Here is an 18,818-nt window from a genome sequence, read left to right on the forward strand (position 1 = left end):
TTTACATATTTTACTTAAAAATCATAAAAAGTTACTTCGCCCGTTTCTAGCGAATATTCTGCACCAACCACTTTTAATTTGCCTTGAGCAATAAGATTTTCAAGCACCGCTGAACCATGACGCAGTTGATTCACAGAAGCAAAAACATTGGAACGCACGGCATGAACAGATAATTTTTCTAAATCATCTTTTAGTTCAGTTTGCATTAAAATTTCAACCGATGGACGGACTCGGTTCACAATCGACATTAAGTTTGCAGATGGAGGTGATGTCGGGTTCATCAATGCTTCAATGGTTGAGTGAATTGCACCACAATGGGTATGACCCAAGACCACCACAACAGGACAACCAAAACTGTCTGCTGCAAATTCCACGCTACCCACTTGTGATGGTGCGACAATATTGCCTGCGACCCGAATCACAAATAAGTCACCTAAACCTTGGTCAAAAACCATTTCTGCAGGTACACGTGAATCTGAACAACCCAATACAATAGCAAATGGTTCTTGGCTGTCAGCCAGTTCTGCACGTTGCTGATGCGTCAAAAGCGTAAGATGTTTAGTTTGACCATTAACAAAACGTTCATTCCCGTTTTTTAAACGATCTAAAGCTTCTTCTGCCGTTAGCATGTTCTTCTACCCTGATTTGAAGTCCTGATATTTTAATCCTCTAACTATTGAATGTCACTTGCAAAAACAATAGTGATTTCTTTTTTCTAAAGCTGTAGTGTCCCATAACCAGTATTTTGCAGACTGTTTTTCAATCAATAGCTACTTAAAATAATTTAGCCAGCAACACATTGTACAATTTACGTCACTTAAATTAGACTAAGTTTTCGGGGAACCGCCTAAAAAACGATATAAAATGCCAATGCTTTAAACTTTTATAATAAAAAATAAGATATTTTTTACGACACAGTTCACATTTATAATCGACATGACTACCCCATTCAAACAAGCTGAAGGTGACAAACTACACTTTTGAACTACAATATCTTCAGGAGTTATTGCTGTTAAACCTCAGGGCTAATTCAGATAATTTTTAAATCAATGTAATAACAAATTAAAGCCGTTTTTTAGGGGTCATCTCTGTCAATGAAAGGATTACATTCGACAATCTGCTACATACTCAAATTAGGTTGTCTCAGTGGCCTATTAATGGTTGGCCTACCCAGTTTTGCGGCCAACAATACGCAATCGACAAGTATTACACCGCCCATTTTACAAAATTATTTAATTCAAGAACGTAAAATAGCGGGCCTGACCACAAAAACCGTACAAGTTGGTAAAGTGACATGGAGCTACAATGAAGGCGGGTCACGGGCCAATCCTTCAATTTTACTGATTCATGGTCTGGCTGGTAATCGAGATAACTGGAACCGTGTTGCCCATTTTCTAACCCCTTATTATCATGTGATCATTCCAGATTTACCTAGCAATGGTGACACCAAAGTTCCGGTCAATTTTGACAATTCTGTCCCGAATGTTACCGACCAACTACGCCAATTTGCCGAAAAAATTGACATCGAAGATAAACTGAATATTGCAGGGCATTCACTGGGTGGCTCTATTGCTACGGTTTATGCTGCGCAATATCCATTTGATACACAAAGCCTTTTCTTACTCAATAGCGCTGGCATTTATCGGCATGCGGCTACACCCTATACAAAAAATCCGTATTCATTAAAACAGCTGATCGTTTCTAAACCTGGGGATTTAGATGAAGTGATGCATCAATTGATGCAAAATCCGCCTGTTTTGCCATTTAAACTGAAACAAGCTCAAGAAAAACAGCTCATTTCACAGGCAGATCAAACCAGTAAAATGATTGATCAAGTGATTACTATGAATCGTATTTATACGCCAGATAGTTTTGCCCGCCTAACTAAATCGGTGGAAGCTCCTACACTCATTCTTTGGGGAAAACAGGATAAAATTATTAATGTTGCGGCCGCAAATGAATTAAAATCTTTGTTGAAACGGGCTGAAGCTCCTGTCATTCTTAATAATGTTGGCCATATGCCATTACTTGAAGCAGAGCAAGAAGTTGCTGATCACTATCTGCCCTTTCTTGCCAAAAGCCAAAAGTTTAAGAATCCGCTAACCGATAGACTTATACCTTTAAACTAATTCACCGCGTTTTCCAGCAAAGCCGGTTTCCAAGGACAGTATGCAGAAGAATCCGATGCTTGAGCAACTGATAGACGCTCATCTTAACTTTTTAGATCAGACGTTTGCTCAAACAGGCACTGTCCAAACTGAATTTTTAAATTTTTATCACTGGTTCAGAAAGCAGTCTTTACAGCAACTTTGGTCTTTTGAACAAATTAATACCCTCATTCAAAAGCAGATTTTACATACTCCTGCCAGCAATTTTTTAATTGACCAAATTGCTGAACATATCAAATTTGCACTGATTCATTCTATCAATGACAGCACTAAAATTGCCGATATCATTCCCGTTCTAACCATTGATAAAATAGCCCAATATGTGGCGGGTAAAAGTGATCACCGTCAGCGCTTAATTAAAACAGTGGTCAACAGTCCTGCTTTCTCCGCCATGATTAGTCAGCTGATTCAGCACTCTATTCAGGACTATTTAGACAATTCGGTCATCGCAAAAAGTGTCCCCGGTGTATCCCGTTTTATGAAAATGGGCAAGTCCGTTTTGGAAAATGTCACCGATACCAATTTAGATGATGCTATTGGCAAATATTTACAGAAGAATATTCTTAAACTCAGCCAAATGAGTGAAACGGTACTCAACCAGCATTTTGATGACCATAAGCTGTATCACTTTCAGGCCAACTTGTGGCATAAAATTAAAAATATGCCTGTTTCTGTACTAAAAAATTATATTGAAATACAGGATTTACCACAAACTGTCGGTATGGGTGCCGAAATTTGGGACTACATTCGCCAATCTGATTATTTAAAACAACAAGTCCATGATGGCGTTTATGCATGGTATATCCGCAATCAGGAGCGACCTTTTGACCTACTACTCCGCGATTTAAATATTGATGAAGCACTGATTCAAAATGAGCTACAAAACTTATTGAATCCCATCATTCAGCAGATGATTAGCTCACAATATTTGCGTGAACGTGCCCGTGTACATTTAGCGCAGTTTTACTATTCTGAAGAAGCCCAAGCAATCTTAAAGCTCTAAATTAAAGATAAAAAAAGCCGCATCATGCGACTTTTTTTATTATATGAATTAAAATTTGAAATTCATACCCACTGTATATCTTCGGCCATCAAGCACAATATCGTATTCGCTATTGCTAATTTCTTTATTGGCAATGTTATAAACACCAGCGGTCAAACTTAAATTCTGTGTTGCTTTAAAGACAGCACCAGCATCGAAAGTACCATAAGCAGGTGTACCATTCCCCATTGCTGTACGGCTTAAATAATCGCTGGTTTTGCCACGATAATTATAGTCCATCCACGTATTCCATGTATCCGAAACATCATAATCTAGACCTGCATTCAGCATATGTTTTGGCATTTTATTTAAAGCTTGCCCCTTAAATTCGCCACTTTTTTGCTCAGATTCAGTATAGGTATAGCTGGTGCTCGCACGTAAGTTATCAAGTAAATTATAGTCTAATGCGAATTCGACCCCTTTCATTTCTGCATCAGAAACGTTCATCATTTGGCTAACAAATCGATAGGGTTTACCATTGGCTGAACATTTCCAGTCCTGAACAGGAGAACTATTGGTTGTCCCCGGTGTTTCACATAAACGGTCTTCTACAATTTTATCTTTAAAATCTGATTTAAAGACCATCAAGCTGCTGGTTAAACCCAGTTCAGGATCTGAAAAATTAAAACCTAATTCATAGCTGATACTTTTTTCTGGAGACAAGTTAGGATTACCAATAATCACACCACTGCCTTTTCCTGTACGGCTACCAAAACCTTCGGAAATTTGGCTAATGGCAGGTTGTTTATAACCTGTACTGATCCCACCTTTTAACGTTAAAACATCAGTTAAATGATAAATACCGTAAATTCGCGGTGTAATTTCGCCTCCAAAGTATTCATCTTTATTGTATCGAGCGCCAAGTGTTAACGCGAAATCATCGGTGATGCTCCACTCATTTTCTGCATACAAAGCAAATAACCAACGATCAAGTGAAGTCACACCAGTAACACTGGCTAAACCATTGGTGGTATCTGTAATTTTTTCTTTTTGATATTGACCACCTACCGTTAAAGTATGATCCCCCAAGAAAAATGTGCCTTGCGTATTGAATACTTTTAAATCTTCCTGTTTTTGATCACTAACAGCACCGCTATACACTTTTTTAGTTGTTTCATCTTGATAGTATGAATCAACCGTAAAATTATCGTAACTGGCTTTATGCGTTAAGGTATAAAGATCTTTTTCATTTTCATTGGTTGACGCTTGGCTTGCAATACCAACACTTTTGCCAAGTGTCGTTGTGTACTGTTGACCTGTAAAGTCATAACGTAAGCCAATATCATGATGCTCATCGACATTCCAAACCAGTTCAGTACCGAACTTTCTGACTTTCTTTTCAGACTCACTTGAACCCGATTTTTGCCCTTCTCCACCGACATAATCACTTTCATCATTGCCTTGGAAATTACCATCCAGACTTAAAGATAATTTATCTTTAATTAATGGCCCTGAGACATACATGCCGACGCCGTAACTATCATTGGCATAATCATTATTCGATTTTGTATATTCAGGAGAAATACTTCCGTGCCAGTTACTCGATGATGCTTTCTTCGTAATGATGTTAATCACACCGCCCATAGCATCCGAACCATACAAGGATGACATGGGCCCACGGACGACTTCTATACGCTCAATCATGTCAATTGGTGGCAAATAGGCACCAATTTTTCCGCCATCTGTACCATTACCGTTCACTGTTCTACCCGCACTTACTGGACGACCGTTCACAAGGTACTTGGTATAGTTTGCGCCCATACCACGAATGGTTATTTCTTTATTGTTTCCACCACCCTGCACAGATACACCTGGCATATTTTTGACAGCATCAATGACATCTGTATACGATTTTTTTTGTAATTCTTCGGCACTAATCACTGAAATGGAAGCAGGAGCATCTGCAATATTTTGTTCAAAACCACCCGCGGTTGTAACAACAATGGTTTCAAGTTTTGTCACGTTATTTTGAACCGTAGCACTTTGCTCATTTGCCTGCGTAGCTGAACTCATGGCAGCAATTACAGAAAGTGCCAAAGTTGATCGTAATAGTGATTTATTCATATGCCCGAACCCAAAAAGTGGAGAAATAACGTAAATTTGTGGGGCAATATTAACAAACAATAAACACAATGCAAATATAATTGATAATTATTATCATTCAATAATTGGTGCTATTAAAAAAAATAGCCTCAATATTTGAGGCTATTTTTCATTTATTCATCGACTTATTTGAAATAAGCGCCTTCTGATTGGCTATGGTCTGTCTCATCCACAACGCGCATTAATTCAGGCACATGCTGTTTCAAAGTGGTTTCTACACCTTGTTTCAAGGTTACATCAATTGCCGAACAACCTTGGCAACCACCACCAAATTTAAGTACAGCAGTTAAGCCATGCTCTGGGTCTTCAACAACATTGACCAATGCACAGTTACCACCATGCCCTTCTAAACCAGGGTTAATTTCAGATTGCAGTACATAAGTAATACGTTCTTCTACCGATGCATCTGGCCCAACGCGTGGCACTTTCGAGTTTGGTGCGCGGAAAGTTAACTGACCACCAAAACGGTCTTTGTTGTAATCAATCACAGCATCTAATAAATACGGAATAGATGGTGCATCAATAAAAGCAACAAACTCAGGATAATCTTGTTTGAAATCTGCAGGTACGACTTCTTCAGGCGCACTGTAAGCCATACAGCATTCAGCACGCGGTGTACCAGAATTTTCTACAAAAATACGTACAGCAATGCCCGGTGTATTTTGTTTTTCCAATAAGTCTTTCAAATACTCTTGTGCATTGGGTGTAATCAATAAATTTGGAATCTCTTCTGCAACTGCAGTGCTGGTATTCTCAGTCGACATAACAATATTTCCTCATGCTGAAGTCGCCATTTTAACTGAAGATGCGGTTCATTATGAAAAATTCAACTAAAATTGTCGGAATTATATTGAAAGTTATCGCTAATGCTAAATTTAATGGCATTATCAGTAGCAAATATTGATGATTAGAACAGCAATTTATGCTTGATTTATCTTTAAACCATACCGTTATCATTATCATCATTACAGCGATTGTGTCTTTTTTGGCTTTCCAAAATCAGAACATCATGAATCGCTTAATTTTTTGGCCTCCTGCAATGCAACGTGGTCAATATGATCGTTTTATTACCCATGGTTTTGTGCATGCAGATGGCACACACCTGCTCTTTAATATGATTACGCTGTTCTTTTTCGGTAGTGTGATTGAAACGTTTTATCGCCAATATTTTTTCGACTTAGGTTTTGTTTTGTTTTATTTGGGCGGATTAATTGCTGCCATTATTCCTAGCTACCTACAACATAAAAATGATGCGCGTTGGGCCAGTTTAGGTGCTTCAGGTGCTGTTTCAGCCGTATTGTTCGCCTACATATTATTTCAGCCATGGAAACTCATTTTTGTATTTTTTATTCCTGTACCTGCCATTATTTTTGCTGTGCTATATGTGGCTTATAGTATTTGGTCAGGCAAACGTGGGAATTCAAATATCAATCATAGCGCGCATTTGTGGGGTGCGGCCTACGGTGTCATTATGACCATTATTATTGAGCCTCGACTCTTGCCTCATTTTTTCCATCAGCTGATGCAGTTTCCTTTTTAATACACTTCCGTATAGCTCACAGTAAAAAAGGATTCTATGCAGAATCCTTTTTTATATCTTAGATTTGCAACTACCATTTTAAAAGCACTTATCCATCTATACTTTGTAGTCGTTGGCCATGCAGGAAATGCCAGTTTTTTTGATAAGCAGAAATAAATTTAGCAATGAAAATTGGTGATCGATCAATGGCAGAGCGCTCTTTAAAGTGACCCTGTAATTTTGCCCAATCATAGCAACTTTGATTTAACGGATATTCAGTCAAAATACCGCTTAGATAGTTTCTTTGAATCCACCCTTCAGCCTGTTTATACGTCGAAAAAACAGCAGATGCAAAACCTGCTTGGTGCGCATTAAATACATACACTTGATTCGATTTATTCATCAAGGCCCCCTTCTTTTTTGTTTTTCTAGACCCATACTAAATGTGATTCACATCACATTACAAGAATTTAATGAGTTTTAATTTGCAACATTTCGTAAATTTATAATATTTGGATATTCAACAATAAATCCACATCACCCCTTTCTTATTCATCATCATTTTTAGGGGATGAATAGCGTTCGGACAGAGACTTTCGGTCTTTTTATTTACTGTGAAGAAATAGAGAAAAGTTTAAAGAAAGCAATGACCTAAAAATGGCGATACATTTCACACCTGAGCTTAGCTAAAGATTTACACAAATTTGGCAGTTAATGCCAACTAATAATTTAATTTGGCATAGATAATGTATACAAATGTATATTAACCATCAGATCACGTGAGATATTTTGCATGTCCAGCTCTATAGACGGTCTTCAATTTCCAAATCCAACACAAAAACAAAAACCCAGCACCTCTAAAACTGGACGAGAAATCATTGCCGAAGCCTTAGCCAGTGTAGACCCTCATACTTCGCTCAAAGCCTCTAATGAAAAAAATTGGCGTAAGCAGTACCCACAATATTTTAAAGCGTTGGTGGAACAAGGGATTCTGAATGCCAGCAACCCGATTCAAATTGCAGAAGCGGGACTCAATAAGGCGCACCATACCTTTGAATTTTTCCGTAATAATGAAAAATATTTGCTTAAAGATGTCATGCAACTTAAAGCACAGCCGTTGCATACCATCAAACTCAAAGGTGAAAGTAACGCTGAACCAGAATGGTATGTGCCCTATCATGGGAAAAAATTGCAAGGCGAAGCACTTTTAGCGCAAATTCAGAAATGGCAGGATCATGGCATTGTCGAACCTAGCCATGCAGATGCGTTAAGAGAAGTCATTGCTCACCCTGGATGGTTTGACCTGTCTGACCGTACTCTGGTTTTGTTTGGTGCTGCTTCTGAAGCAGGCCCTTTAACATGGCTGTCAAAATGGAAAGCTAATATTGTCGCAGTAGATTTACCGAATAAGCGTGTCTGGAGCAAAATTTTAGAGACCATCCAACAAGGCAATGCCACCCTGTATGCGCCTAGCGTTGAAGCCCTGTCTGCCGATACATCAGTACAAGTCCTCAAAGAAAAACTCGGGGCAAATTTATTAACCCAAATTCCAGAAATTACGCAATGGTTAATACAAAATGAACAGCCATTAGACTTAGCTGCCATTGCCTATTTAGATGGGGAAAAGCATGTGCGCGTATCCATGGCCATGGATGCCATTATGCAGACCGTGAGTGCACAAAAAACCAATACCAGCTTGATGTACATGTGTACTCCTACCGATGTCTATGCTGTCCCAGCCGAAGTGGTTGAGGCTTCGGCAGATAAATTTGCACAACGTTCAAAAATCCAGCAATTCATTAGCACGGGCCTTTCTACACTTTCGCGTCAGCACTTTTTCAAAAAAAATCTGCATAGCTTGGTCGCATCAGACAATGGTCAAAACTACGGTATTGCCGATTGTTTAGTGATTGAACAAGGCCCAAATTATGCGTTGGCAAAACGTATTCAACAATGGCGTGCAACATTGGCACGGGCGCAAGGTCAAAAAGTCAGTATTAATATTGCACCATCAACCACCACTTATTCCGTAACCAAAAATCCATTACTCAAAGCAGCCTTTAATGGGGCAAGTCTTTTTGATGTTGAAGCTTTCAAACCCGAAACCACCAACGCCATTATGGCAGCCTTATGGATTCATGATTTACGCAATCCGCAATCTGTGGCTAATCCTGAAGTTAAACTGGCACACCCGCTTGAATTAATGATGAAAGGAGCCAACCATGGTGGTTTATGGCGTGTGGCTTATTTAGCCCGTACCGCGCTTCCTTTTGCTGCCGTCTATGGTTTTGCCACAGAAAAACTACCTATTCAGCAAGTATTGGCGAAGTTGAAAAAGTAAGTACTAGCCCACGCAAACATTATAAGTTTTTCAATCTTTCAAAATAAAAAAACGCTACCTGAGTAGCGTTTTTTTATAGACTTAATCAATCATTAAAAGACTTTAAGTAAAATCCAATATAAACCGCCAGACAAGCAAATTGTTGCCGGAAGGGTAAAGATCCACGCCGATAAAATTGTGCGTACCATCTGTGCATTTAAGCCCGATTTATTGGCAACCATGGTTCCAGCAACCGCACTGTTCAAGACATGTGTCGTTGAAACTGGCATCCCAAAACCATCGGCAGCCGCAATAGTTGACATAGCCACAAGTTCTGCTGACATCCCTTGACCATAGGTCATATGATCCTTACCAATACGTTCGCCGACCGTCACGACAATACGTTTCCATCCCACCATAGTTCCTAAGCCCAGTGCCAAAGCAACTGCAACCTTCACCCATGTTGGAATATATTGTAGGAATGAATCCAGCTTATTACGGTATTCTTTCACGGTTTTTTGCTGATCAGCGGTCATAGCAGGCAGTTGCTTAGCTTTGTCTAAACGTTTGAATGCTGTTGTACTGAGATACATGTCATTACGAATAACCGAAACTTCTGCTTCAGGAATGTCCTGTACACCTTTATATTGCCCAACACGGTCACCCAAATGATCGGTCAAGCTTGCCAATGCAGGAATAACCTCTGCATTCACTTCTTTGGTTTGAATATATTTGGTAATAATATCACGCGCTTTTTCATCTGGAATATCCGTATGTTGTGCGTAAATCACCTGCGCGGTTTGTCCCGATAACTGTTCAAAAGACTGAATATGTTTTTGATCTAAATTTTGATTCAGGGAGTAAGCCAAAGGCACACAACCAATCAAAATAAGCATAATCAATCCCATCCCTTTCTGACCATCATTTGAACCGTGTGCAAAACTTACACCCGTACAAGTAAAAATCAAAATGGCACGAATCAGTGGTGGTGGTGGTTTATTGCCTTCAGGTGGCTGGAATAACTCCAACTGTTTTCTAAAGATTTTTTTCACTAACAAAAACAGCAAAGCTGCAAATGCAAAACCAATCAATGGAGAAAACAACAAAGCTTTACCAACTTTAAGCACTTGCTCCATATCGATACCGCTTGCACCACTACCCGCGTGGAGCAAGTAGTTCATAATTCCCACACCTAAAATCGAACCGATTAAAGTGTGTGAACTCGAGGCTGGAATACCCAAAAACCAAGTACCTAAGTTCCAAAGAATTGCAGCAATCAACATGGCAAAAACCATGGCAAAACCTGCACCAGAACCCACGTTCATAATTAGTTCAACAGGTAACAAAGCAATGATGCCATAAGCCACTGCCCCACTGGCGACCATTACCCCAAGGAAATTACAGAAACCAGCCCACATTACTGCAACAGGTGCAGACAAGGCATTGGTATAAATCACAGTTGCTACAGCATTGGCTGTATCGTGAAAACCATTCACGAACTCAAATCCGAGTGCGATAAATAACGCTGTTCCCAATAAAATTATGGAATACAGACTTAATGCAGGTACGTGTGCCAAATCGGCGGATAATTGAAAGCCAATATAAATAAGGGTAGAAACAATAACGGTTAAAAACACCGGCATAAAAAATTTCGGTGTAGGCACATGAACATTCGTCGACGAAACTACTGTCGCGGGTTGTGCTGAATCTACGGGAGTTTGATTAGAATTCATGCAAGCAGGAACGGAGATTTAAGAATCCCCGTATTGTTCAGTTTAATTGTGACAATTATATGACAAAGCGCTGTCATATAAAGCAGTATTTCAGACTTTATTGTATGTCTTTCCGATAGACCAACCTGTATACCATTTAAATATACTTAATAATATTCAACATATTAAAACAAAATAACCCCTATATTCTGTATATTTAAATGTAATATTTTAATGCTTAAATATTTTGAAATATTTCACTCTATAGGATGATATTTATTCCGCATATTGCATGATGACCGAACAAAGCTGCAAATTGATGAAGCAATATCCTCCTCTGCATTTTTTGATATCTTTGACAAAATGACTGGTGATCTTAGGGTTAAAAGATAAAGCCCATGGTTCAAGCGCGAATATCAGTCAAAGTGAACTGAATTCTGTTAATATATTTGCCGATTTTATATTCCATCGGATTGGGTTATTTATGTCCACGCTTGCTACCCTAAAAGAGCTTCTTACCAAACGCATCCTGATTATTGACGGTGCAATGGGAACCATGATTCAACGCCACAAATTAGAAGAAGCAGACTACCGTGGCGAGCGTTTTGCCGACTGGGCCTCTGATTTAAAAGGCAATAATGACTTATTGGTATTGACCCAACCGCAAATTATTCAAAATATTCATGAAGCCTACCTTGATGCAGGCGCAGACATTATTGAAACCAATAGCTTTAACGGCACCAAAGTTTCAATGTCTGACTATCACATGGAAGATTTAGTCCATGAGATTAATTTTGAAGCAGCTCGTCTTGCCAAAGCAGCCTGTGAAAAATATTCAACACCTGACAAACCCCGTTTTGTTGCAGGTGTACTTGGACCGACATCACGTACCTGTTCCATTTCACCCAATGTGAATGATCCTGCATTTCGTAATATTAGCTTTGATGCACTCAAAGAAAATTATATTGAAGCAACCCATGCCTTAATTGAAGGCGGTGCAGACATCCTATTAATTGAAACGGTCTTTGATACCCTGAACTGTAAAGCGGCCATTTTTGCAGTGAAAGAAGTGTTTAATCAAATTGGCCGTGAATTGCCTTTAATGATTTCGGGCACCATTACCGATGCTTCGGGTCGTACCTTAACCGGTCAAACTGCTGAAGCCTTCTGGAATTCGGTCCGCCACGGCGATTTGCTGTCGATTGGTTTTAACTGCGCACTCGGTGCAGATGCCATCCGCCCACACGTCAAAACGATTTCTGACGTTGCCGATACTTTTGTTTCAGCGCATCCAAACGCAGGTTTACCCAATGCTTTTGGGGGTTATGATGAAACACCAGAAGAAACCGCTGCATTTATCAAAGAATTTGCTGAAAGTGGTCTGATTAATATTACTGGTGGTTGCTGTGGTACAACACCGGATCATATTCGTGCCATTTACAATGCAGTCAAAGACATTCAGCCACGTCAGCTGCCTGAAACCAAACCAGCGTGTCGCCTCAGTGGTTTAGAACCATTCAACATCACAGCAGATTCATTGTTTGTGAATGTCGGTGAACGTACCAACGTTACAGGGTCTAAAAAATTCCTGCGTTTAATTCGCGAAGAAAACTTTACCGAAGCCCTTGATGTTGCATTACAACAAGTGGTTGCAGGCGCACAAGTCATCGACATCAATATGGATGAAGGGATGCTCGATTCGCAAGGTGCGATGGTGCACTTTCTGAATTTGATCGCCTCTGAACCTGAAATTTCCAAAGTGCCAATCATGATTGACTCATCTAAATGGGAAATCATTGAAGCAGGCCTGAAATGCGTACAAGGTAAACCCATTGTTAACTCAATTTCCTTAAAAGAAGGTTATGACGAGTTTGTGGCAAAAGCACGTTTGTGCCGTCAATACGGTGCTGCGATCATTGTCATGGCATTTGATGAAACAGGTCAGGCGGATACAGCTGCACGTAAACGTGAAATCTGTAAGCGTTCTTATGATGTGTTGGTCAATGAAGTCGGCTTCCCTGCTGAAGATATTATTTTTGACCCGAACGTATTTGCCGTTGCAACAGGGATTGAAGAACACAATAACTACGCTGTTGATTTCATTGAAGCAACCGGTTGGATTAAGCAAAACTTACCCCATGCAATGATTTCGGGTGGTGTGTCTAACGTATCGTTCTCTTTCCGTGGGAATGAACCTGTTCGTGAAGCCATTCACTCGGTGTTCTTGTACCATGCCATTCAACAAGGCATGACTATGGGGATTGTCAACGCAGGTCAAATGGCGATTTACGATGACATTCCAGCAGAATTAAAAGTGGCCGTTGAAGATGTGGTGCTGAATCGCAATCAAGGCGAAAGCGGTCAAGATGCCACTGAAAAACTACTTGAAGTGGCAGAACAGTACCGCGGTCAAGCAGGTGCACAAAAAGCCGTTGAGAACCTTGAATGGCGTGATCAGTCTGTAGAAAAACGCCTTGAATATGCCTTAGTCAAAGGGATTACCGCCTTTATTGATGAAGATACTGAAGAAGCGCGTTTAAAAGCCAAACGCCCATTGGATGTAATTGAAGGCCCACTCATGGATGGCATGAACGTGGTTGGCGACCTGTTCGGCTCGGGTAAAATGTTCTTACCTCAAGTGGTGAAATCTGCGCGGGTGATGAAACAAGCGGTAGCGTGGCTGAACCCGTACATTGAAGCAGAAAAATCGGGTGCGCAATCAAAAGGTAAAATTTTGATGGCCACGGTAAAAGGCGATGTACACGACATTGGTAAAAACATTGTCGGGGTTGTACTGGGTTGTAATGGTTATGACATTGTTGACCTTGGGGTCATGGTTTCCGCAGAGAAAATTTTACAAACTGCCATTGATGAAAAAGTCGATATTATTGGTTTATCTGGCTTGATTACACCGTCATTAGATGAAATGGTTTTTGTTGCTAAAGAAATGCAACGTAAAGGCTTTCATGTTCCATTGATGATTGGCGGTGCAACCACATCTAAAGCGCATACAGCGGTAAAAATTGACCCACAATATTCAAATGATGCCGTGATTTATGTGGCCGATGCTTCACGTGCTGTCGGTGTTGCAACGACGCTTCTCTCTAAAGAAATGAAGCCGAAGTTTGTGACAGAAACTCGTGAAGAATATGAAAAAGTACGTGAGCGTATTGCCAATAAACAGCCAAAAGCGGCCAAATTGTCTTATGCACAATCCATTGAAAATGGTTTAAAAATTGATTTTGCAAACAATAAACCTGCAAAACCGAATTTCATTGGTATGCAAACTCTAAGCAATTATCCACTTGAAACATTGGTTAAATACTTTGACTGGACACCCTTCTTTATTTCTTGGAGTTTGGCAGGTAAATTCCCTGCAATTTTAACAGATAAAGTGGTTGGCGAAGCAGCGACTGATTTGTTTGAGCAGGCACAGACCATGCTCAAAGATATTATTGAGAATAAACGTTTTGATGCACGTGCGGTATTCGGTATTTACCCTGCCAACCGTTCAGCTGCCGATTCTGTAGAGGTTTATGACGAATTTGGCACGGCTGTTACGCATACATTCCATCACATCCGTCAACAGTCCGACAAAGTTACAGGCAAACCAAACCTGTCTTTAGCAGACTTTGTCGCAACCAAAGAGCAAGCGGAAGATTATTTGGGTGGTTTCACTGTATCCATTTTTGGTGCAGAAGAAATGGCACATGAGTACAAAGCCAAAGGCGATGACTATTCTGCAATTTTGGCACAATCTTTGGGTGACCGTTTTGCCGAAGCTTTTGCAGAACATTTGCATGAACGTATTCGTAAAGAGTTCTGGGGCAACCAAGCTTCTGAGTCGTTAAGCAATGAAGATTTGATTAAAGAGAAGTATGTCGGAATTCGTCCTGCACCGGGCTACCCTGCATGTCCTGAGCATTCTGAAAAAGCGACGTTGTTTAATTGGTTAGACTCAACTGCAAAAATTGGTACTGAGTTAACGTCTAGTTTTGCAATGTGGCCACCTTCGTCTGTTAGTGGTTTTTATTATGCGAACCCTGAAAGCCAATACTTTAACGTGGGTAAAATCGCTCAAGATCAACTTGAGGATTATGCAAAGCGTAAGAATTGGACTTTGGATGAAGCGAAGCGTTGGTTAGCGCCGAATTTGGATGATTCGGTTTCTTAATTTAAAATCCTTTTAATCTCCCCTAACCCCTCTTTAAAAAAGAGGGGAACTTTTGCGTATCAAATGAATTACGTGACAGCTCCTCCCTTTTTCAAAGGGAGGTTGGGAGGGATTATAAAAATAAAATTACTGCTGATATGTTTGATTCGACGTAAATTAAAAATTAATTAAGTGATTAGCATATGTCTGAAAAAAATACTTTAAAAAATTATTGTAATGAATATGACAAAGATACTAACCATATTGTATTAGGACAACATACTTGGCATTCAGCCCCTGAAGATTATGATCATTCTCAATATCATAAGCTAGTTAAATGTCTAGGTTGTGATAATGTATCTTTAAGAATTGAAGATCATGATTTATTTTTTACAGTTCAAAATAATGATGGAGAATGGATCCCTGATATTACAATTAAGAACTATCCTAAAAAACTTCAAAATCATAAAAAAATTGATCATGATTATCTAATTCCCCAATTGGTCAGAAATATCTATAAAGAAGTTTTATTAACATTACAAGAAGATGCAAAAATTTTATCTAGCCTTGGTTTGAGAGCATGTATTGAATCAGTTTGCAACCATCTTGAAATAACTGGACGAAATTTAGCTATACGCATTAATAAGTTATCTACAGCTGGTTATATCTCAAAAAAAGATGCTGAGAGATTGCATGCCATCAGATTCATGGGTAATGATTCTGCACATGAGATCAAAGCTCCAAAAGTAGATTCTTTAAAAATTGCCCTTGAGATTGTTGAGCACTTACTCAAAAGTGTTTTTATTTTATCCGAGCAAGCAAATGGATATTTAGATACCATTATTGATAAATATGAGTTATTTGAAACCTTACTTGAAAAACACCTGACAAATTTCAATAATGGTGATGAGTATCCTCTTTATCATTTTTTTGAGAAAGATTGGCGTAGAGTGCAGGACTTTATCTCAAATTTTCAAACAGAATTGATCGAAAATATAAATAATTCCAACTTCAATCTTCTAGAAGTGGGGAAAAAGGATATCAATCAAAAAGGTGATGAAATACAGCATTTCATCATTAAGAAAAATGAAATAATTGAATAACTAAAAAATCCCTCCTAACCTCCCTTTAAAAAAGGGAGGAACACCGTAAATCACAACCATCATGAAATTTGCGGAAAGTCCCTCTTTTTAAAGATGAGAAACTACGTTTCGCAAGAGGGAGATTCTAATTGTAAAGAAATCTCATCAAAAATCACCTGAACCACTGCATCAATCTCCCTCAAAACCTGCCCATTATCAAATCTCAGCACTCTCAACCCCAACTGAGCCAAAGCCTCATCCCTCACCCGATCTGCTTCCAAACCTTCATTTGTATAGTGCTGACTGCCATCACACTCAATCACCAAATTTACAGAAGGACAGTAAAAATCCACAATGAAATTTAAAATTGGTTTCTGCCGATAAAACTGTACACCTAAAATTTGCTTCCCACGAAGTTTTGACCACAGCAACTTTTCAGCATCGGTCATGTTGTTGCGTAAGTCACGTGAGATCTGTTTTAAGTTTCTGTTATAAGGTTTCATTTTTATAAGTTTCTTATGACTATGTACAAAATCAATAACTGCTTAGAATCAGCTATTTCACCCATAGTAGATCAGCATCTACAAGCAAGAAATCAAAATGCTTATGTTAGAATAACGTTTTTGTTACTGAGTCATCCATTGTGGCAGAGCTAAATTTTGATCGGTTGTATGAGTTTTTCTGTAAGGTTCCAAGTGTTCAAAAAAATATGATTGATGCTTATGGCACAGATGGCCAAAAAGCATGGTGGTTCAAATTTCAAATTAATATTGAACATCCTTTGGCTTGGCAAACCGTTCAAGAGTTGGGTCATGTACTCAATTACATTTCTAAAAATGAACGCTTACCGACCCAATTTTTACCCATTTCACCACCACCTTATATGAATGGTGAAGCCAAACAATTTTTAACTTGGGTCATTCAATGCAACCATACCGACTTTCCACCAGATGTGGTCTGTGATTGGTTAGAAGCGCGCCTGCCTAAACCTGTTGACGATGTCAGTAAATGGGAAATTAAAACAGATTTACATGAGCTAGATAAAATTAGCGATAAAGATTTGGACAAAATGATACCGCCAAATCCTGAGCCTAAAAACTAAAAAGTATTGAGTCTACTTCTCCCTCCCCCTCTCCTTAAAAAAGAGGGAACGCCTTCTCCTTCTGAAAAAGGCTGAGGTAAAAATAAGCCACTCTGACCTTTCCCTCTTGTAACTTAAAGGAAGGTCAGGTGGATTTTTAAGATGGGAAGCCTACTAAAACGTCGACAACCCACTCCACTCCATGAAGCGGTAAAGGGCATATTTCAACTTAGATTCATCTGCATATTGGCTATATTCCACACTCAGCGGATGGCCATCTACATTTGCCCATGCACGATTAAAAAACTGCTCAGCATCTTTAAAAACAACATCTTGAGTTTGTCCAACCACACGAAAATCGGTTTCAAGGTTATAATTTTTTAAATTACGTGCCGTGAAATTTGCAGAACCTAAAATTAATTCTGCTTTGCCAACACCACTTTTTACAATCATCTTGCTATGACATTGTTCACCCTGAGTATTGCACCAACGCACAGGCACGCCTGCCTTATGTAACTCAGAAGCCACTTGACGGTTTGGAATACCATTTTTTTGACGACCAAACGCATCTTTATTCGGGTCTAATAAAACCCGCACATTTACGCCACGTTCATGAGCGGCAACCAGACCTTTAACAATCTTGCGCTCAGATAAATAGAACATCGCCAAATCAATATTTTCTTTGGGTTTAGCACTATTAATCAGCTTCAACACTGCATCGTAAATGGCTTTTTCGGTCAATACCTGTACTTGCGGATCACTCTTTTCGGCTTCAAATTCTCCCACAATAATCACGGGGAAATTTGCTTTAGACATTAAACCGACTGACTGCTCTGTTTTTAGCACGTCTATTGCCGTATTGCCCGACACGACCAATGCCACATTAGAATGGCGTGAACTACCATCATGCGGGTTCATAGACGTGACCATGGTTTTCCAACCGTCTACCGTATCCACAACTAAGGTTTTACGATGATTGGCTTTAAAATTAAACAATTCTAAATAGCTTCTGACTGTAATTTTTTCTTGGCCAAAAGGGTTTGCTAACCAACCTTTTTCGGGGTTGTTGCGAATCCCCTGACAACATAAATACCAAAAACCTGACCATGTCGGATTAGAGGCGCGCAGTGGTGTTAAATCGGTTTCAATGACATCTACACCTGCTTGGCGTAACCGACGGTAATGCTCAGGTACAACACCACCATAAACGGAATTAATTGGGTCGGTAATGAATTTAATTTCAATATTTGGATTCGATCTGCGCTTATTAATCAATGCATCAGTCAGTTGCTGTGTTAATGCTTGATGCGCAACCTGTGAATTTCCGACTTCTTTATTAAACAGGAACATATCTAACACAATAGTGCTTTGCGCCTGATCAATTAAGCTGAGCATTTGCTTAAAAATATGTTGTTCTAATTGTTGTTTGCCAGTGGTATCGACATAGCTCTGATCAGCCAAAAACTGAACTTTAGCATGGCGCAGTTTTCCGGTGTAATCCAGCCCTTCTGGCAAAGGTTTATAGCTCTGATAAATTGCAGAAGAAAGATAGCCGATTGCCAACAAACCAATAACCACGCCGATATAATGACGTCGTGACCAATTAAGTTTGCTGTGAATTCGCTGAAAGATACGCAT

At 39.4% G+C, this 18,818-nt stretch carries 14 protein-coding genes; 7 read left to right on the plus strand and 7 right to left on the minus strand.

Annotated features, from left to right (window positions below; translation table 11 throughout):
- Positions 1-14 precede the first annotated feature (14 nt).
- Positions 15-629, minus strand: a complete 615-nt coding sequence (locus BBP83_RS11710; RefSeq protein WP_068888752.1) for a carbonic anhydrase — start codon at positions 627-629, stop codon at positions 15-17.
- A 465-nt stretch (positions 630-1,094) separates the two neighbouring features.
- Here BBP83_RS11710 and BBP83_RS11715 point away from each other — a divergent pair, with 465 nt between their 5' ends.
- Positions 1,095-2,129, plus strand: coding sequence for an alpha/beta fold hydrolase (locus BBP83_RS11715; RefSeq protein ID WP_068888753.1), 1,035 nt, complete (start codon positions 1,095-1,097; stop codon positions 2,127-2,129).
- Between the two features lie 40 nt (positions 2,130-2,169).
- A complete protein-coding gene (locus tag BBP83_RS11720) occupies positions 2,170-3,171 on the plus strand; it encodes a hypothetical protein (protein WP_068888755.1) in 1,002 nt (333 codons plus the stop codon).
- 48 nt (positions 3,172-3,219) lie between these two features.
- Here the strand turns inward: BBP83_RS11720 and BBP83_RS11725 are convergent, their stop codons facing one another.
- Entirely contained in the window at positions 3,220-5,274 is a 2,055-nt protein-coding gene (locus BBP83_RS11725) for a TonB-dependent receptor domain-containing protein (protein ID WP_068888757.1), read from the minus strand.
- A gap of 164 nt (positions 5,275-5,438) precedes the next feature.
- Entirely contained in the window at positions 5,439-6,077 is a 639-nt protein-coding gene (gene nfuA / locus BBP83_RS11730; protein ID WP_068888759.1) for a Fe-S biogenesis protein NfuA, read from the minus strand.
- 158 nt (positions 6,078-6,235) lie between these two features.
- On the opposite strand from nfuA, the gene BBP83_RS11735 reads away from it, so the two are divergent.
- Entirely contained in the window at positions 6,236-6,853 is a 618-nt protein-coding gene (locus BBP83_RS11735; protein WP_068888761.1) for a rhomboid family intramembrane serine protease, read from the plus strand.
- Positions 6,854-6,941: 88 nt separating this feature from the next.
- Here the strand turns inward: BBP83_RS11735 and BBP83_RS11740 are convergent, their stop codons facing one another.
- A complete protein-coding gene (locus BBP83_RS11740) occupies positions 6,942-7,235 on the minus strand; it encodes a DUF7710 domain-containing protein (RefSeq protein ID WP_068888763.1) in 294 nt (97 codons plus the stop codon).
- 390 nt (positions 7,236-7,625) lie between these two features.
- Between BBP83_RS11740 and BBP83_RS11745 the strand changes: the two genes are divergently transcribed.
- The gene (locus BBP83_RS11745) at positions 7,626-9,173 is read left to right on the plus strand and encodes a hypothetical protein (RefSeq protein WP_068888765.1); all 1,548 of its coding nucleotides are present in this window, start codon (positions 7,626-7,628) and stop codon (positions 9,171-9,173) included.
- A gap of 92 nt (positions 9,174-9,265) precedes the next feature.
- Here BBP83_RS11745 and BBP83_RS11750 read toward each other — a convergent pair whose 3' ends face one another.
- The gene (locus BBP83_RS11750) at positions 9,266-10,885 is read right to left on the minus strand and encodes an inorganic phosphate transporter (RefSeq protein ID WP_068888767.1); all 1,620 of its coding nucleotides are present in this window, start codon (positions 10,883-10,885) and stop codon (positions 9,266-9,268) included.
- A 463-nt stretch (positions 10,886-11,348) separates the two neighbouring features.
- Between BBP83_RS11750 and metH the strand changes: the two genes are divergently transcribed.
- Positions 11,349-15,038, plus strand: coding sequence for a methionine synthase (gene metH / locus BBP83_RS11755; RefSeq protein WP_068888769.1), 3,690 nt, complete (start codon positions 11,349-11,351; stop codon positions 15,036-15,038).
- Positions 15,039-15,220: 182 nt separating this feature from the next.
- The gene (locus tag BBP83_RS11760; protein ID WP_068888771.1) at positions 15,221-16,120 is read left to right on the plus strand and encodes a DUF4145 domain-containing protein; all 900 of its coding nucleotides are present in this window, start codon (positions 15,221-15,223) and stop codon (positions 16,118-16,120) included.
- 101 nt (positions 16,121-16,221) lie between these two features.
- Here BBP83_RS11760 and BBP83_RS11765 read toward each other — a convergent pair whose 3' ends face one another.
- Positions 16,222-16,602 (minus strand): endonuclease domain-containing protein, encoded by a 381-nt coding sequence (locus tag BBP83_RS11765; protein ID WP_068888773.1) that lies wholly within the window; start codon positions 16,600-16,602, stop codon positions 16,222-16,224.
- A 140-nt stretch (positions 16,603-16,742) separates the two neighbouring features.
- Here BBP83_RS11765 and BBP83_RS11770 point away from each other — a divergent pair, with 140 nt between their 5' ends.
- Positions 16,743-17,201 carry a hypothetical protein gene (locus tag BBP83_RS11770; RefSeq protein ID WP_068888775.1) on the plus strand — a complete coding sequence of 153 codons (459 nt, stop codon included), beginning with the start codon at positions 16,743-16,745 and terminating at the stop codon, positions 17,199-17,201.
- A gap of 153 nt (positions 17,202-17,354) precedes the next feature.
- Here BBP83_RS11770 and BBP83_RS11775 read toward each other — a convergent pair whose 3' ends face one another.
- The gene (locus BBP83_RS11775; RefSeq protein WP_068888777.1) at positions 17,355-18,818 is read right to left on the minus strand and encodes a phospholipase D family protein; all 1,464 of its coding nucleotides are present in this window, start codon (positions 18,816-18,818) and stop codon (positions 17,355-17,357) included.

It is taken from the genome of Acinetobacter celticus (assembly GCF_001707755.1).
Taxonomy (GTDB): Bacteria; Pseudomonadota; Gammaproteobacteria; order Pseudomonadales; family Moraxellaceae; genus Acinetobacter; species Acinetobacter celticus.

Coding starts and splice junctions, on each gene's coding strand:
- BBP83_RS11710 (WP_068888752.1), bottom strand. CDS start 629: ATGCTAACGGCAGAAGAAGCTTTAGATCGTTTAAAAAACGGGAATGAA.
- BBP83_RS11715 (WP_068888753.1), top strand. CDS start 1,095: ATGAAAGGATTACATTCGACAATCTGCTACATACTCAAATTAGGTTGT.
- BBP83_RS11720 (WP_068888755.1), top strand. CDS start 2,170: ATGCAGAAGAATCCGATGCTTGAGCAACTGATAGACGCTCATCTTAAC.
- BBP83_RS11725 (WP_068888757.1), bottom strand. CDS start 5,274: ATGAATAAATCACTATTACGATCAACTTTGGCACTTTCTGTAATTGCT.
- nfuA (WP_068888759.1), bottom strand. CDS start 6,077: ATGTCGACTGAGAATACCAGCACTGCAGTTGCAGAAGAGATTCCAAAT.
- BBP83_RS11735 (WP_068888761.1), top strand. CDS start 6,236: ATGCTTGATTTATCTTTAAACCATACCGTTATCATTATCATCATTACA.
- BBP83_RS11740 (WP_068888763.1), bottom strand. CDS start 7,235: ATGAATAAATCGAATCAAGTGTATGTATTTAATGCGCACCAAGCAGGT.
- BBP83_RS11745 (WP_068888765.1), top strand. CDS start 7,626: ATGTCCAGCTCTATAGACGGTCTTCAATTTCCAAATCCAACACAAAAA.
- BBP83_RS11750 (WP_068888767.1), bottom strand. CDS start 10,885: ATGAATTCTAATCAAACTCCCGTAGATTCAGCACAACCCGCGACAGTA.
- metH (WP_068888769.1), top strand. CDS start 11,349: ATGTCCACGCTTGCTACCCTAAAAGAGCTTCTTACCAAACGCATCCTG.
- BBP83_RS11760 (WP_068888771.1), top strand. CDS start 15,221: ATGTCTGAAAAAAATACTTTAAAAAATTATTGTAATGAATATGACAAA.
- BBP83_RS11765 (WP_068888773.1), bottom strand. CDS start 16,602: ATGAAACCTTATAACAGAAACTTAAAACAGATCTCACGTGACTTACGC.
- BBP83_RS11775 (WP_068888777.1), bottom strand. CDS start 18,818: ATGCGTATCTTTCAGCGAATTCACAGCAAACTTAATTGGTCACGACGT.